This window comes from Pandoraea norimbergensis, from assembly GCF_001465545.3.
Lineage (GTDB): Bacteria > Pseudomonadota > Gammaproteobacteria > Burkholderiales > Burkholderiaceae > Pandoraea > Pandoraea norimbergensis.
The window spans coordinates 344,140-359,296 of the sequence record NZ_CP013480.3 but is presented as its reverse complement, the minus strand read 5'-3'; the positions used below and the strand labels follow the sequence as shown (position 1 = coordinate 359,296).

Here is a 15,157-nt window from a genome sequence, read left to right as displayed (position 1 = left end):
ACCTTGGGCGCGCGGCCCGCGCCCCCGATCCGTCACTGGGGCAGGATTACGCCGAGCCGCTCCTTGAGCGATTGCGGGCGCCCCGTAATCAGGGCCGAGTAGTAATTGGTGTTCGACAGCACATTCTCGACGTAAGCCCGCGTTTCGTTGAACGGGATCGTCTCGGCGAAGATCGCCCCTTCCACCGGCCGATCGAGCGTGGAGCGCCACGTGCGCGGGCGTCCCGGGCCGGCGTTGTAGCCGGCCGATGCCAGCACGGCCGAGCCGTCGAACTGGTTGTAGATCGACGACAGATAGCTTGTGCCCAGACGAATGTTGACATTGATGTCGTGCATCATGCCCGGCTCGTAGTCCATGCCGATCTTCTTGGCGACCATCTTCGCCGTGGCCGGCATGATCTGCATCAGACCACCGGCGCCCGCCGACGAGCGCGCATCGATGATGAAGCGCGATTCCTGACGGATCAGGCCGTAGGCCCATGCCTCATCCAGATCGACTGCCGCGGCATTACGCTCCAGTACATCGCGGAACGGCATCAGATAGCGCAGCGTGAAGTCGTGCTCGACCTTCGTACGGTCGGCGGTGTTGACCGTGCGATCGAATAGCTCAATGTTCTTGGCGTACTGGGCGGCGGCGAGCAGTTGCCGATCCGTCATGTTGCGCAGTTCCCAGTTCCACTCGCGATTGCCTTCGAAACGCAACCCCATCGCATAGAACTTGGCCGCGCGCTGGAAGCCCGCGTTCGTGCGGTTGGCATCCACCTCGGCTTGCGTCACGGTGGTGCGCGGCGGCACCTGCGTCTTGTTGCCCAGTTCTTCGTTTGCCAACTGGCCGTAGAAATTCGGCTGCATCGCGATCTTCTGGAACTGCGCGCGCGCCGCATCGCCCTGCCCCGCTTCGCGCAACGCACGGCCGTACCAGTACGTCCACACGCCATCGTCGCGCAGCGAGGCCGGCATCACTTCGATGCCCGTACGCACGAGATTCCAGTCACCGGCGCGCAACGCCGCGCGAATCTTCCATTCCTGTGCGGTGTTCGAGAGTTTGGCCGTCCCGGCCTGACGATACCAACTGATCGCCATCGGGTTCTGCGACAGCGCACCACGCATGCCGATGGCGCCCCAACCGATCGCGCGCTCATCCTGCGACAAGCTGCCCGCCACGCTCGCAAAGCTGCTTGCGGCGAGCCCGGCATCGGAGCGGGCCATGCGCACGGTCGCCAGCAGGGCGAGTTGACGCGATTGCTCGGAACCATCCACGCCACGGGCGAGGATCTGTGTCGGACGGGTAGCCGCCATATCCAGCAGGCTGTCGTCCGGGCGCACAGCGCCAAGTGCGTCGGCGATCTGCTTGCCGAGCGAGGTGTAGTTCTCCTCGTAGGCCAGACGAATCTGATGCCAGACTTCCTTGCGCGGTAACTGCCCGTTCGCCGCCAGCGTGTTGATCATGTCGATGCAACCTTCGCCGTAGTACTTCGGCGAGGTCAGCAGATCAGTCGCCGCCTGCGTCACGTTCTCGCCACGGGCGGCGCGCGACATCAGCGCATAGCACTTGACCTGCGTGTCGTCGTCGAGCGCGAATTTCGGATATTCCGCGTCGAACGTCTGCCAGTCATGGCGTTTGCCCAACACCAGCAGCCAGTCGTTGCGCATGCGGTCGGCAATCGCCTGACCGTCATACGTACGCAAGAAGGCGCGGATATCGTCGTCCGGGGTATCGAGCAGCGCCTTGCCCGAACGATCGAACATGCGCGGCTTGATCTGGAAGTATTGGACATACGACGGCACGTCGTAGTCGGAGAGCATCGCCGCGAGCGCCGTGGCGCGCGGTGCATCGTTGTTGCGGGCGGCCTCGCGCAGCGCTGTGAAGATGTCGTCGGGCGAGCGCTGCGAGAGCGCGTCGGCCGAAGTGGCGGAAGGTGCCGAGCGGCTCGCAGCCGGTTGCGCCTTGGGGCGGCCGGTCGCTTGCGTGGTGCTGCACGCAACAAGCGCAGCGGCGCTCAGGGCAAGCGCGGCAGCGCGATATACTCGGGACAATCGTTCGGACATCTTCGGGGGAGCGTCGGGTAAAAAGTGGATTCAAGCATAGCACGGGACATCGCCCAAACGGCGGCCGACGCCCACCAGAAAAGGGAGCTACGCCGTTCGCTGCTGGCCACGCGCGAGGCGCTCGCCGGGCGCGACACGCTCGATGCCGCCCTTGCCCGCCGGCTCACCGCCGAAATCGCACGGCGCGCGCCGCGCTGCATCGGTTTCTACTGGCCGATTCAGAGCGAATTCGACGCGCGGGGCGTCGTCGGCGCATGGCTTGGCGAATTGGCCTCGGCGCCAGACTCAGCAGACGCGGCAGATTCGGCTGCGGCATCTCTCCCCCGCCTTGCCGCTCTGCCCGTTGTCACCGCCCCGGCCACGCCGCTCGTCTTCCATCGCTGGACACCCGACACCCCCATGATCGAAGGCCGCTACCGGATTCCCGTGCCGCAGGACACCGAAGTGCTGGTGCCCGACCTGCTGCTCGTGCCCTGCGTCGGTTTCACGCGCGATGGCCTGCGCCTCGGCTACGGCGGCGGCTTCTACGACCGCACCCTGCACGCCCTCTCCCCTCGGCCGCAGACGCTCGGCATTGCCTACGACGCGCTCGAAATCGCCAGCCTCGTCGCCGAAGCCCATGACCTCGCGCTCGACGCCATCGTGACCGAAACGGCCACCTACAACGCCACGGGCGCTCGCGCTACCTCCGATACCTCCGACCGCCCACACGGCACCACCCGCTAATTCATGACGACGCTCAAGATTCTGCCGCTCGGCGACAGCGCCCTCGTTTGCGAACCCGGCACGGCGCCCAGTCTGGGCGCCCAACGCCGCGTCTGGCACGTGGCTGCGCTGGCGCGCGATTGGCCCGACGTGCGCGAAGTCGTGCCGGGCATGAACAACCTGACGCTGCTGTTCGACCCGCTCGCCACCGATCAGGAAGCGCTTGGCGAGCGCCTGCGCGACGCATGGCAGACCCAGCCGCCGGTGGGCGAAGTCGGCCGCGACATCGAGATTCCCGTGCATTACGGCGGCGAACACGGCCCCGATTTGCACGACGTCGCCAAGCACGCTCGCCTGCAACCGAAAACCGTCGTACAACGCCATACCGCTCCCGAATACGTCGTGTATTTCCTCGGCTTTCAACCGGGCTTCCCTTATCTGGGCGGTCTCGACGAATCGATTGCCACGCCGCGTCGTGCCGAACCCCGGTTGGCAGTGCCCGCCGGGTCGGTCGGCATCGGCGGGAGCCAGACCGGCGTCTATCCACTTACGTCGCCCGGCGGCTGGCAGATCATCGGCCATACCACCAGCGCCCTGTTCGACCCCGCCGCGAACCCGCCTGCCCTGTTGGCACCGGGCGATCGCGTGCGCTTCACTATCGCGAGCCTCGACCTGTGATCGAAATCCTGCGTGCCGGCCTGCTTACCACGGTTCAGGATCTGGGCCGTACCGGACAGCGTGAATTCGGTGTCGCCAGCGGTGGCGCCATCGACCCGCTCGCCTGCATCGTCGCCAACCGCCTCGCCGGCAACGAACTGAACGCCGCCACCCTCGAAATCACGATGGGCACCTGTGCGCTGCGCTTCTCGTCGGCCGCACTCGTTGCCCTCACCGGTGCCGACTGCCATGCCGATCTCGACGGCGTACCCGTCTGGTCGTGGTGGCGTTTTCCCGTTGCGCGCGGACAGACGCTCACGTTGCGCCCCTCGCGCTTCGGCATGCGTACTTACCTCGCCGTGGCCGGTGGCATCGACGTGCCGGTGGCGCTCGGTTCACGCAGTACGGATCTGGCCGCCGGTTTTGGTGGCCATGAAGGCCGCGCGTTGCGTGACGGCGATCGCCTCAGTATCGGCAAAATCCCCACGGGCGCCGACACCCGCAAGGCCGGTCCGTTGGGCGTGCGTCCACCGCTGTGGCTGTCCGACCCGCTCGCGCATCGTGTGCGCGTGCTGCCGGGCCCCGAGTACGACGACTTCACGGCTGCCACGCACAAGACGTTCTGGGAGAACCCATGGCAAGTCACGCCCAACAGCAATCGCATGGGCTACCGGCTTGCCGGACCGGAAGCGCTTTCGCGCAAGAAGAACCGCGCGAATGACCTGCCCTCGCACGGGGTGTTGCCCGGCGTGATTCAGGTACCGCCGTCGGGGCAACCAATCATTCTGCTGGCCGACGCGCAGACCACCGGGGGATATCCCAAAATCGGCACCGTCATCAGCGCCGACCTTTGGCGGTTGGGGCAAGCCCGGCTGGGCAGCACCCTATATTTCTCGGAGTGCACGCAAGCCGAGGCACGTGAAGCGTGGCGCGAACAATTACGTTACTTTGCGCAAATCGAGCGCGCCCTTGCGTGGCATGATCGCGGCATTCTCGACACCCCGCGCCGGCCGGCCATCACGCGTAAGCGCTGACGCCAACCCCGCATTCCCGCATCCCCGCAGGAGAACCCCACAATGAAAATCGACCTCAACGTCGACCTTGGCGAAGGTTGCGATTACGACGAACCGTTGCTTGCCCTTGTCAGTTCGGCGAACGTTGCCTGCGGCTGGCACGCAGGCGACGCCGGCACCATGCAGCAGGTGGTGCGCTGGGCGCTCGCCAATGGTGTCGCCATCGGCGCGCACCCGAGCTTTCCCGATCGCGAGAACTTCGGCCGCACCGAAATGCAATTGCCGCTCGATGAAATTCGCGCAGGCATGCTGTACCAAATTGGCGCCCTCGCGGCGATGGTGCGCGCACAAGGCGGCTGGCTCTCGCATGTGAAGCCGCACGGTGCGCTCTATAACCAAGCCGCACGCGACCCCGCGCTCGCAGAGACGATCGTCGAGGCGATTCGCGCGTTCGACACCGATTTGGCAGTGTTCGGGCTGGCTGGGGGCCAACTGGTCAAAGCCGCCAGCGCCGCCGGCATGCATGCCGTGGAAGAAGTCTTCGCCGACCGGGGCTACAACGCCGATGGCTCGCTCGTCAAACGCGGCACGCCCGGGGCCTTGATCGAACGCGAAGAGGATGCGCTGGCACAAACGCTGATGATGGTGCGCGATCAACGCGTACGTGCCATCGACGGCACGCTGGTGCCGATCAACGCGCAGACGGTCTGCCTGCACGGCGACGGCGATCACGCGCTGGAATTCGCCCAACGGATTCGTAGCTATCTGAAAAAAGAGGGAATCGAGATCGCGCCGGTGCGCTAGTCACCGCCGACGGAAATCAGGAAAACCTAGAGAACTTCCTATAGGTGTTTAGGAATTCCCTGCCGCACAGCACTGTGTCCGCTCAGTAGACTGGATTTTCCTTGCCCCGCACTTCCGATGCGGGCAAGGGCACTCCTTCTCAGGCGATCAAAGGACACACGATGATTCTCTACACCACGCTCGGCTCGAGCGATCTGGCCCGTTCGAAGACGTTCTACGATGCCGTCCTTACGCCCTTGGGCGCGACCATCGTTCATGACGACGATCACGCCCTCAGTTACCGCGCCGGCACTGGCCCGACGGCCGGACTCATGCTGATGAAGCCGCACAACGGGGCGCCCGCCTCGCATGGCAACGGCGTGATGGTGGCGCTGGCGGCCAACAGCCCCGATCAGGTGGACGATATCTACGACGCGGCAATGGCGACCGAACACGCCACCTGCGAAGGCGAACCGGGTGAGCGCGACTGCGTCCCCGGGCTCTATGCGGCGTACTTCCGGGACCCTGACGGCAACAAGCTCGGCGCACTCTACTTCGGTCCGGGCCCGGCATGAGTACGGTGCCAATGAATGCGACAGCAGGCGGTACGTCCGGCACCCTGTTGTTCCTCCCCTCACACGACTCGCACGACGGCTGCGCCACGACATCGGTGCCGCGCACGGTCCGTGTGCACGACATGCGATCACTGCCACTGCCGCCCTCGCTCGATCGTGAAGGCTTCGCGGTCTTGCTGCACACGCCCGTCGCCACGCTTGGCATGACGCCCGAAAACATTCGCGCCAAAGCCCTCGATAGTGTCGCCAAGGCCATTAGCACGGCCATCGGCGCCAACCGTGTCTTTGTTTTCGATTTCACGGTGCGAGGTACAGGCGCGGGAGAGACCGGCATGCCGCTTGAGCGAGATGACAGCGGCGAGATCGTCAAGCGCAAGGCGGACCGCCGGGCGCACTGTGATTACACCGTCGAATCGGGTCCGCGCCGTGCGGCGGAAGTTCTCGCCGATCACGCGGTGGACGTGTCGTTGCCTACGCACTTTGCGATCTACAACGCGTGGCATCCGTTGATCGGCCCACTGCGAGACAACCCGCTCGCCCTGTGCGACACACGTTCCATCACGCTGGACGATCTTCGCCCTGTCGACATCCAGCAGGCCGGGGGACGCGAAGGACAGGTCTACGAGGTACTGCAACGCGACACCCAACGATGGCACTACGTCAGCGACATGCAGCCGGAAGAATTGCTGCTGTTCGTCGGCTACGATTCAAGCGCACCGACACGCTTCGTGCCTCACGGAGCGTTTGACGATCTGCACCCGCGGGCCCCGGTGCCGCCACGCGCGAGTATCGAATTCCGTGTGCTGGCGCTGTTCGATTGATTCATTCATCGAGTCGGTAACCGTTGCCGGTTACCGACCACCAGTTACCGGTTATTGCCCCAGCGTCGGCATGACCAGCGACGACGTGGCGTTGGCCGGACGTCCTTCTGACCAGCGACGCGTCACGACCTTCGAGCGCGTGTAAAAGCGCACCGATTCCGGCCCGTAAATATGCTGGTCGCCGAACAACGAATTACGCCAGCCGCCGAACGAGAAGTACGACACCGGCACCGGAATCGGCACATTCACACCGACCATGCCGACTTCGATCTCGTCTTCAAAGCGGCGTGCGGCGCCGCCCGAGGTCGTGAACACTGCCGTGCCGTTCGCATACGGGTTGCGGTTGATCAACGCAATCGCCTCTTCCAGTGTTTCTACGCGCACCACCGAAAGCACCGGCCCGAAAATCTCGTTGCGGTAGATCGACATCTCCGGCGTCACGTGATCGAACAGGCACGGGCCGATGAAGAAACCGTCATCGCGCTGCGCAACCTTGAGCCCGCGACCGTCGACCACGAGCTTTGCGCCTTCGTCGACACCGGCGTCGACAAAACCGCGCACCTTGTCGCAATGCGCACGCGTGATCAGCGGGCCCATTTGCGCGATGGGGTCGGTGCCGTCACCGACGGGCAACGTGCTTGCCACGTTCGCCAGTCGTGCAACCAGCTTGTCCGCCACGTCGCCCACGGCAACGGCTACCGAAATCGCCATGCAGCGCTCGCCCGCCGAACCGTAGGCCGCACCGATCAGCGCGTCCACGGTGAAGTCGAGATCGGCGTCGGGCATCACCACGCCGTGATTCTTCGCGCCGCCCAATGCCTGCACGCGCTTGCCGTGTGCCGATGCCGTGCTGTAGATGTATTGCGCAATCGGCGTCGAGCCGACGAACGAGACCGCGTTCACATCCGGGTGCGTCAGCAGCGCATCCACCGCAGCCTTATCACCGTTCACCACGTTGAGCACGCCGTCCGGCAGCCCGGCTTCCTTCGCCAGACGTGCGAGCAGCAGCGCCGCCGACGGCACCTTCTCCGACGGCTTCAGCACGAACGTGTTGCCGCACGCAATCGCCATCGGGAACATCCACAACGGCACCATCGCGGGGAAGTTGAACGGCGTGATGCCCGCGCAGACGCCCACCGGCTGATGAATCGAATACGTGTCGACGCCCGTGCCCACCTGCGGCGCGATCTCACCCTTGAGCAGATGCGGAATGCCGATCGCGAACTCCACCACTTCCACGCCGCGCGTCACTTCGCCCCGCGCGTCGTCAAGTGTCTTGCCGTGCTCTTGCGTGATCAGTTGCACGATGGCTTCGCGATTCACGTCGAGCAATTCGCGGTACTTCATCATGACGCGGGCGCGCTTCATCGGCGGCGTGGCACGCCAGCCGGGCAGTGCCGCACGCGCAGCGGCCACAGCGCGCGCGACGTCGGTCGCGCCGCCCAGCGCCACCTGCCGGATCACCTCGCCGGTAGCGGGATTCGTCACTTCACCGAAGCGCTGCTCCGCTTCGTCCGATGCCACATTCGCGCCGCCAATCCAATGCTCGATACGTTCCGTGCTGACTCGTTGATTCATGTCGATTTCCGTGAAATTCATGTTGCCGGGAGGCGATTTATGCCGTTTCGCGAATCGCTTCGGCGACGATGCCGAACAGTTCGTCGATTTGGGTCTCGTTGATGATGAGCGGCGGCGAGAAGGCCAGAATGTCGCCGGTGTAACGCACCATCGCCCCCTTTTCGAAGCACTTGACGAAGATCTCGTGAGCGCGGGCGCCGGGCTTGCCGTCGCGCGTCGACAGCTCGATACCGCCGACCATCCCGAGGTTGCGAATGTCGACAACGTTCGGCAGATCGCGCAGGCCGTGGATCGCCTTCTCGAAATGCGGCGCCAGTTTTGCAGCACGCTCGAAGAGACCCTCGCTCTTATACAGATCGAGTGCGGCGCAGGCGGCAGCCGCGGCCAGCGGGTGGCCCGAGTACGTGTAACCGTGGAAGAACTCGATGGCGCCCGCGTTACCGGCATTGACGATGGTGTCGTGCACGCCGGTCTTTACCGCGACCGCGCCCATCGGCACGGCGGCATTGTTCACGCCCTTGGCCATCGTGATGATGTCCGGCGTCACGCCGAAATACTGCGCAGCGAACGGCGTGCCCAGACGGCCGAGCCCCGTGATCACTTCGTCGAAAATCAGCAGAATGCCGTGCTTGTCGCAAATCTCGCGCAGTTTTTGCAGATACCCCTGCGGCGGCACCAGCACCCCGGTCGAGCCGGCCAGCGGTTCGACGATCACGGCAGCGATGGTCGAGGCATCGTGCAGCGTCACAATGCGCTCCAACTCGTCAGCCAGATGCGCGCCCCACGCCGGTTGGCCCTTCGTGAACGCGGCTTCCTTGATGTTAAGCGTGTGCGGCAGGTGATCGACCGCCGGCAGCAGTTGGCCCGAGTACGCCTTGCGATTCGGCGAGATGCCGCCGACCGAGATGCCGCCGAACCCCACGCCGTGATAACCGCGCTCGCGGCCGATGAGGCGCGTGCGCTGGCCTTCGCCACGGGCGCGGTGATAAGCGAGTGCAATTTTCAGTGCCGTGTCGACAGCTTCCGAGCCAGAGTTCGTGAAGAACACACGATCGATGCCTTGCGGCGTGATCTCGGCGATCTTGCTCGCGGCTTCGAAAGCTTTCGGGTGGCCCATCTGGAAGGTCGGCGCGAAATCCATTTCGCCGGCCTGCTTGCGAATCGCCTCGACGATCTCCGTACGGCAATGGCCGGCGTTCACGCACCACAACCCGGCCGTGCCATCGAGAATCTTGCGCTGGTCCGACGACGTGTAATACATGCCCTCTGCGCCGACGAGCAGGCGTGGGCCGCTCTTGAACTGGCGGTTATTGGTGAACGGCATCCAGAACGCCGTCATGTCGAGGTTCAGTTCATTCATGTTCATCGCGGGTCTCCCCCAGTCTCTCTCGATCAGGAATCCCGTCGCCCGCACGCAGAATGCGCACCGCTCCGGGTAGATGGATCGATCCTACGAGAGCTGGACCGGTACAGACATGTACAGTGACTCGGAAAATGTATATTCTGTATCGGTCAATCGCCTCAACTGTATTGGCAACAGCCAATAGCGCGTGCGCGCGGCAAACCGCCGTCCAGCGGGGATGTAGCCGTCTTTTGCGTATTCACGCCGCTTTGGCCACCTGTACAGGCCATGGCGGCCCCGGGGGCAGGCCTTTTTGCCCAGCGTCCCCGTTTTCTGTCGTCACCCGTCGCCATGGTCCAGCCCCTCGCTTTCTCCCTGAACCGCGCCCAGCCTGAAGCACTGGTCGATCAGCTCGTGCGCGAAGTCGAGCGCGCCCTGCAACGCCAGACCCTGCACGCCGGCATGCGCATGCCCTCGATCCGTTCGCTGGCGAAGGCGCACGGCATCAGCACCTTCACCGTGGTGGAAGCTTATGACCGGCTGGTCGCGCACGGTACGCTGGTGGCGCGACGCGGGGCGGGGTTCTTCGTGGCCGGCTCGTCCGATGCGCGCGACACCGGCACTGCCAGCCCGGGCACAGCGCGGGTGACCAGTGCGGCGGCCAGCGAAGTCACCAACGCATGGCTGCTCTCGGAGATCTTCGCCGACGACAGCATTGCCGTGAAAAGCGGCTGCGGCTGGTTGCCCGACAGTTGGCTGGACGAAGACGGACTGCACGGCGCTTTGCGCACCCTCTCGAAAGGCCCGGGCGCTCACTTCGCCCATTACGGCCACCCTCATGGCTACGGGCCGCTGCGGCAGTGGCTCGCGAGGCGGCTGGGCGAGCTGTCCATCGACGCACCGCCGGAGCAAATCGTGCTCACACAGGGGGCGACGCAGGCGCTTGACCTTGTCGTGCGCACCCTGCTCAAGCCGGGCGACACTGTACTGGTCGAAGCTCCGGCGTACTGCAACTTGCTGGCCGTACTGCGACTGGCCGGGGTAAACGTCGTCGGTATTCCACGCACGGAGGCCGGTCTCGATCTGGCCGCACTGGAGCAGGCCGCACAAACGCACCGTCCACGCGCGCTGTTCGTGAACCCCGCATTGCAGAACCCGTTGGGCACCTCGCTCACACCGGCTTGTGCACACCGCATCCTGCAATGTGCCGAGCAACATGGCTTCTGGATCGTCGAGGACGACATCTATCGCGAGTTGGCCCCTGCCGGAACACCGTCGCTCGCGGCCATGGACGGCTTGTCGCGCGTCATCTACGTATCGAGTTTCTCGAAGACGATCTCGCCGTCGGTACGCGTGGGCTATCTGGCGTGTTCGCGTGAACTGGCGCACGAGATTGCGCGCAGCAAGATGGTTGCTGGGCTGACGTCGTCAGAAATCAACGAGCGCATCGTGCACGCGATCCTCACCGAGGGACGCCATCGCAAACACATCGAACGCCTGACCGACCGGCTCACCCGCTCGCGCGCCCGGCTCATCACCCAGTTGCAATCGCACGGGGTGACGCTGCTCGCACAACCTGAGGGCGGCATGTTCGTGTGCGGGAGTTTGCCGGATACGGCACCGCCCGCGCGTGAGTTAGCGGAAACGGCACTGTCGGAGAGCATCATGCTCGCGCCGGGCGAATTCTTCCTCGCACACAACGAGCCCTGCCGCTGGTTCCGCTTCAACGTGGCGTATTCGGACGACGCCCGTCTGTTTCGTTTTCTCGATCGGGCAGCGGCTGGAAAGCAGGCGGCGTAGGGCGGAAGTCGGCGCCGATGCCGGGGCTCGGGGTCGCGCTTGAGTTTGAGCTAGGGCTAGGGTTACCGCTGAATCCGGAGTCAAGTGTGGTGCCGGGAACACGAACATCGAGTTGTCCGATACTGATCGCCAGCCGCAAACGCGCTGTCTGCCACCGCGCACGCGAGGCCACGATGACATGCTCCGCGTCGGCGAGCGCCGTTTGCGCAGTGACCAGCGCCTCCATACTGCCCGCCCCTTCGCGATACCGGCCACGTGCCATCTCAAATGACCGCCTTGCGTCGGCGAGCAATCGTTGTTCCACAGCCCGGCGTGCAGACAACGCCCGAAGCGCCTGATAGTTCTGCCAGACCTCCATCGCAACACGTCGCTCGGCTTCGGCCAGCCTAGCCCGCTCCGCCTCGACCAGAGCGTTCGCGGCCGCCGTACGGTAGCGCCGGTCTCCGCCATCGTAGAGGGGAATGGTGATCCGGATACCGATGCTGGCCGCCGTCACGGGACCATCGGCGGCAAATGCACCATGACGCGCCTCACGATTGATGCCGCTCACGAGGGTGACGCTCGGTCCCCACGCATGGCGGAAGGTGTCGCGCCTGGCTTGCATTGCCTGCACCTCTGCGCTCGCGGCGCGCAACGCGGGGTGCTGCTGTCTAGCGATCGCCAGCAGCTCATCTATCGAGTGCATGGAAGGTGCCGATGTCGCTGATGCCGTTGATGACGTTGATGACGTTGATGACGTTGATGACGTTGATGACGTTGATGACGTTGATGCCGTTGATGCCGTTGATGCCGTTGATGCCGTTGATGCCGTTGATGCCGTTGATGCCGTTGATGCCGTTGATGCCGTTGATGCCGTTGATGCCGTTGATGCCAGCATATTCGATGAATTCCACTGCGGAAGCGAGTTGAGGGGCTCGCCGCGTTCGACGTCATCGAGTCGAAACACCGTGTTCATATCGACGCCAATCATCGCTGCCAGCACACCCGTGCGCGAGACCGCACTCGTCACGGCTTCCAGACGGGAAAGCTCCGCGCGGGCGTGGGCGGTTCTCGCCTGCAACACGTCTGCCAGCGTGCCGGCCCCGGCTTCGTGCCGAGCGCACGAAGCCGCTACGCTATCGAGCGAGAGCTGCTCCGCCACGCGTGCAGCACGCAACAGCGACTGCGCTTCGAACGGGGCGTAGTAGGCACGAGCGACATCGAACGCGGCTTGCTGGAGACTCGCATCTTGCGTAGCCGTCGCGGCGGCAAGTCGGCTACGCGCCTCGGCCAGATGCGCCTCGCGTGAGCCGAAGTCCAGTAGCAGCCAACTCATGTGGATACCCTGATCGCCGTCATTTCCGACACCGCCCGCGGTGCTCTCCCCTTGGCCATCCCAGCGCGAATACCGCCTCACGCGCGACACCGCAGCGCTCACATCAATCGACGGAAAATACGCCGCGCGAGCCACGCCAATGTCCGCCGATCGGCGTGCGACAGCGGCCCACGTCTGCCGGACTTTGGGATCGAAGGCCAACGCCTGCCGTATCGCGTCATGTAGCGACAACACCATGCCCACATCGTTTGACGCCGTGAGCAACGTTGAGGACGCTGCATCGATCGGCATGCAGCGCGCCCCCGCGACGTCATTCGCTATCAGGCATGCCAGCAGTACGCCGCGCCAAAGCGAACGCGGGCGAATCATGATTGGGGCGCCACTGCCGTGACATCGGCCGGACGATCAGATTGCGGCCGGTCGGAGACGATTCGGCCGCCATAGAGGGTGATGACCCGGTCGGCCGTCGCGATCGTCTCCGCCCGATGCGCGATGATCAGCCGCGTCATGTGGAGAGATCTAACCGCCTCGTTCACTTGCCTCTCATTGGCCGCATCAAGATGGCTCGTCGCCTCGTCGAGCAGCAATATCCGGGGCCGCTTGTACAAGGCCCGGGCGAGCAGAATGCGTTGCTTCTGCCCCCCGGAGAGCACCGTCCCCATATCGCCGACGAGGGTGTTGTAGCCCATCGGCATGGCCTCGATCTCCTCGTCGATACAGGCAAGCCGCGCGCACTCACGAATCCATGCGGCATCCGCCTGCGTGTCGAAGAAGCTCACGTTGTCAGCGAGCGACCCGGCCAGCAACGTGTCGTCCTGCATGACGGTCCCAACGGCCTGTCGCAAACGACCGACGCCCAACGCGCCAACTGGCTTGCCCGAGAGTTGGATCACGCCGGAAGTCGGCGTCAGAATGCCGAGCAGCAAATGCGCCAAGGTCGACTTACCGCATCCCGAGGGCCCGACGATCGCCACCGATTCGCCCGCCCGAATGGAGAACGTCACGTCCTCAAGAATCAGACGCTCGTACTCGCTATACCGAAAGCTGAGCCGCGAGACTTCAAGCGCTGCATCGCGGTCCGCAAACATCTCTGTGGCCGCGTCCGAGAGGACCGTCTCGGGAGACTCCGGCGCACTCAACGCAATGTCGGCCAGTCGGGCGGCCTGCAACCCAAGCATCCGGTACTCGGCCAGCTTGTCGATCAACGAACTCATCCGTGTCTGAAACTGCAATTTGTACGCGAGCAACGCGATCAACGCGCCCGCCGTGAACCGGCCGTCAATCACAAACGTGGCCCCCAGCCAGATGATCAGAATGTTCTCAACCCCCATCAGAAAGCCGTTGGCGTGCTTGTGAATCATCGTCAGCCACTGAATCCGCAGATCGGCGTTGATCTGGCGCACGAGCAATGTCAGCCATGTCGAGCATCGATCGTCTTCTCGCGAAAAGAGCTTGATGGTCTTGATGCCTCGCAGCGTCTCCAGAAAATGACTCTGCTGGCGCGACGCGTGAACCAGATGCGCCTCGGTCGCGCGGCGCATCGCGCGAAACAGACCGAGGTGAATCACCGCATATAGCACCATGAAACCAAGGGCGATGGCAGCCAGCGGCGGACTGTAAATAAACATCAGCGCAAGCGTCAGGAGCGCCATGCCGCCGTCGAGCACGCCTTCGATGAATGACGTGGTGAGCGTGCGCTGAATTTCGTCGACCGCGCCGAATCGCGACAGCACATCCCCGAGATGACGTCGAATGAAGTACTGCACCGGGAGACGGACCATATGAGAGAACAGATTCGCGCGCCATTGCAGATTCCATGTCGCGCCCAATCGCATGAGTGCCCACGACCGAAGCGCAGCCACGCCGTGCTGACACACGAGCAGCAAGAAGAACCCGATCATCAGCGTGAGCAATAAATCACGGTCGCCCGAGACCAGCGCGTGATCGATCACCCATTGAAGGTAGAACGGCGAGACCAGCACGAAGATTTCCAACGACAACGCCAAGGCAAACACTTGCGCCATCGCGGGGATCAAGCCGGTGACGGTGCCCAGCAGGTCAGTCACACGCGTATTCCTTTTCTCGTTCCGGGTAACAAACGCTTCATGCGGCCAAAGCTCCAGCGCTACCCCCGTGAACGATCGGGACGCCTCCGACAGACTGATTGTGCGTGGTCCCTGCGCAGGATCGTGTATCGAGAGACCCCGCGAACCGACGCGCACCAGCACGACAAAGTGGTTGAAGTTCCAATGCAGGATGCAGGGGAGTTTCAGCTTACCGAGCGCATCGAGATCAAGACTGACCGGCCGACTGGCAAGATTCAGACGTCGTGAAATGCTGACCAGATTCGCCAACGTCACGCCCATCTGCGACATAGGGAAACGCGCGCGCAGCGAAGGCAGATCGATTTGATGCCCATGAAAGCCGGCGATCATCGCCAGACACGCCAGACCGCATTCGGCCGCTTCCGTCTGAAGAACGGACGGCACGCGACGACCGAGTGTGTCACCGGACCGGCGC

At 64.0% G+C, this 15,157-nt stretch carries 13 protein-coding genes and 1 pseudogene; 7 read left to right on the top strand and 7 right to left on the bottom strand.

The features are described from left to right. Positions 1–32 precede the first annotated feature (32 nt). Positions 33–2,048, bottom strand: coding sequence for a lytic transglycosylase domain-containing protein (locus AT302_RS01535; RefSeq protein WP_058376900.1), 2,016 nt, complete (start codon positions 2,046–2,048; stop codon positions 33–35). 24 nt (positions 2,049–2,072) lie between these two features. On the opposite strand from AT302_RS01535, the gene AT302_RS01530 reads away from it, so the two are divergent. The 6 genes from AT302_RS01530 (at position 2,073) to AT302_RS01505 (ending at position 6,602) form a co-directional block, all read left to right on the top strand. Then, positions 2,073–2,774 (top strand): 5-formyltetrahydrofolate cyclo-ligase, encoded by a 702-nt coding sequence (locus AT302_RS01530; RefSeq protein ID WP_064675016.1) that lies wholly within the window; start codon positions 2,073–2,075, stop codon positions 2,772–2,774. Positions 2,775–2,777: 3 nt separating this feature from the next. Beyond that, complete coding sequence (pxpB, locus tag AT302_RS01525; RefSeq protein WP_058376899.1) at positions 2,778–3,431, top strand: 5-oxoprolinase subunit PxpB; 654 nt, start codon at positions 2,778–2,780, stop codon at positions 3,429–3,431. After that, positions 3,428–4,444, top strand: a complete 1,017-nt coding sequence (locus tag AT302_RS01520) for a 5-oxoprolinase subunit C family protein (RefSeq protein WP_058376898.1) — start codon at positions 3,428–3,430, stop codon at positions 4,442–4,444. Before pxpB ends, AT302_RS01520 begins: the two co-directional genes overlap by 4 nt. Positions 4,445–4,486: 42 nt before the next feature. Further along, the gene (pxpA, locus tag AT302_RS01515) at positions 4,487–5,227 is read left to right on the top strand and encodes a 5-oxoprolinase subunit PxpA (protein ID WP_058376897.1); all 741 of its coding nucleotides are present in this window, start codon (positions 4,487–4,489) and stop codon (positions 5,225–5,227) included. Positions 5,228–5,328: 101 nt separating this feature from the next. After that, positions 5,329–5,781: a VOC family protein gene (locus AT302_RS01510; protein ID WP_237172041.1), complete on the top strand. Its 453-nt coding sequence runs from the start codon at positions 5,329–5,331 to the stop codon at positions 5,779–5,781. 11 nt (positions 5,782–5,792) lie between these two features. Continuing rightward, entirely contained in the window at positions 5,793–6,602 is an 810-nt protein-coding gene (locus AT302_RS01505) for a CmcJ/NvfI family oxidoreductase (protein ID WP_058376895.1), read from the top strand. Between the two features lie 51 nt (positions 6,603–6,653). On the opposite strand, the gene AT302_RS01500 is transcribed toward AT302_RS01505, so the two are convergent. Continuing rightward, positions 6,654–8,180 carry a CoA-acylating methylmalonate-semialdehyde dehydrogenase gene (locus AT302_RS01500; RefSeq protein ID WP_058380023.1) on the bottom strand — a complete coding sequence of 509 codons (1,527 nt, stop codon included), beginning with the start codon at positions 8,178–8,180 and terminating at the stop codon, positions 6,654–6,656. A 37-nt stretch (positions 8,181–8,217) separates the two neighbouring features. Continuing rightward, on the bottom strand, positions 8,218–9,546 hold the full coding sequence (locus AT302_RS01495) for an aspartate aminotransferase family protein (protein WP_157125653.1): 1,329 nt from the start codon (positions 9,544–9,546) through the stop codon (positions 8,218–8,220). Positions 9,547–9,873: 327 nt separating this feature from the next. On the opposite strand from AT302_RS01495, the gene AT302_RS01490 reads away from it, so the two are divergent. Then, on the top strand, positions 9,874–11,322 hold the full coding sequence (locus AT302_RS01490) for an aminotransferase-like domain-containing protein (RefSeq protein ID WP_058380021.1): 1,449 nt from the start codon (positions 9,874–9,876) through the stop codon (positions 11,320–11,322). On the opposite strand, the gene AT302_RS28010 is transcribed toward AT302_RS01490, so the two are convergent. The 4 genes and pseudogenes from AT302_RS28010 to AT302_RS01475 all read right to left on the bottom strand — a co-directional run bounded on the left by AT302_RS28010 (position 11,246) and on the right by AT302_RS01475 (position 15,126). Next, positions 11,246–12,007 carry a TolC family protein gene (locus AT302_RS28010; protein ID WP_237172040.1) on the bottom strand — a complete coding sequence of 254 codons (762 nt, stop codon included), beginning with the start codon at positions 12,005–12,007 and terminating at the stop codon, positions 11,246–11,248. The genes AT302_RS01490 and AT302_RS28010 overlap by 77 nt on opposite strands. Beyond that, on the bottom strand, positions 11,991–12,215 hold the full coding sequence (locus tag AT302_RS28005) for a hypothetical protein (RefSeq protein WP_058376894.1): 225 nt from the start codon (positions 12,213–12,215) through the stop codon (positions 11,991–11,993). Before AT302_RS28005 ends, AT302_RS28010 begins: the two co-directional genes overlap by 17 nt. Before the next feature lie 170 nt (positions 12,216–12,385). Then, positions 12,386–12,874, bottom strand: a pseudogene (locus AT302_RS28395) (TolC family protein); the annotation flags it as partial. 128 nt (positions 12,875–13,002) lie between these two features. Further along, complete coding sequence (locus AT302_RS01475; RefSeq protein ID WP_167365768.1) at positions 13,003–15,126, bottom strand: peptidase domain-containing ABC transporter; 2,124 nt, start codon at positions 15,124–15,126, stop codon at positions 13,003–13,005. Positions 15,127–15,157 lie beyond the last annotated feature (31 nt).

Excerpts from the sequence above, each read along its gene's own strand:
- AT302_RS01535 (WP_058376900.1), bottom strand. The coding sequence starts at position 2,048 with ATGTCCGAACGATTGTCCCGAGTATATCGCGCTGCCGCGCTTGCCCTG.
- pxpB (WP_058376899.1), top strand. The coding sequence starts at position 2,778 with ATGACGACGCTCAAGATTCTGCCGCTCGGCGACAGCGCCCTCGTTTGC.
- pxpA (WP_058376897.1), top strand. The coding sequence starts at position 4,487 with ATGAAAATCGACCTCAACGTCGACCTTGGCGAAGGTTGCGATTACGAC.
- AT302_RS01505 (WP_058376895.1), top strand. The coding sequence starts at position 5,793 with ATGAATGCGACAGCAGGCGGTACGTCCGGCACCCTGTTGTTCCTCCCC.
- AT302_RS01500 (WP_058380023.1), bottom strand. The coding sequence starts at position 8,180 with ATGAATCAACGAGTCAGCACGGAACGTATCGAGCATTGGATTGGCGGC.
- AT302_RS01495 (WP_157125653.1), bottom strand. The coding sequence starts at position 9,546 with ATGAACATGAATGAACTGAACCTCGACATGACGGCGTTCTGGATGCCG.
- AT302_RS01490 (WP_058380021.1), top strand. The coding sequence starts at position 9,874 with ATGGTCCAGCCCCTCGCTTTCTCCCTGAACCGCGCCCAGCCTGAAGCA.
- AT302_RS28010 (WP_237172040.1), bottom strand. The coding sequence starts at position 12,007 with ATGCACTCGATAGATGAGCTGCTGGCGATCGCTAGACAGCAGCACCCC.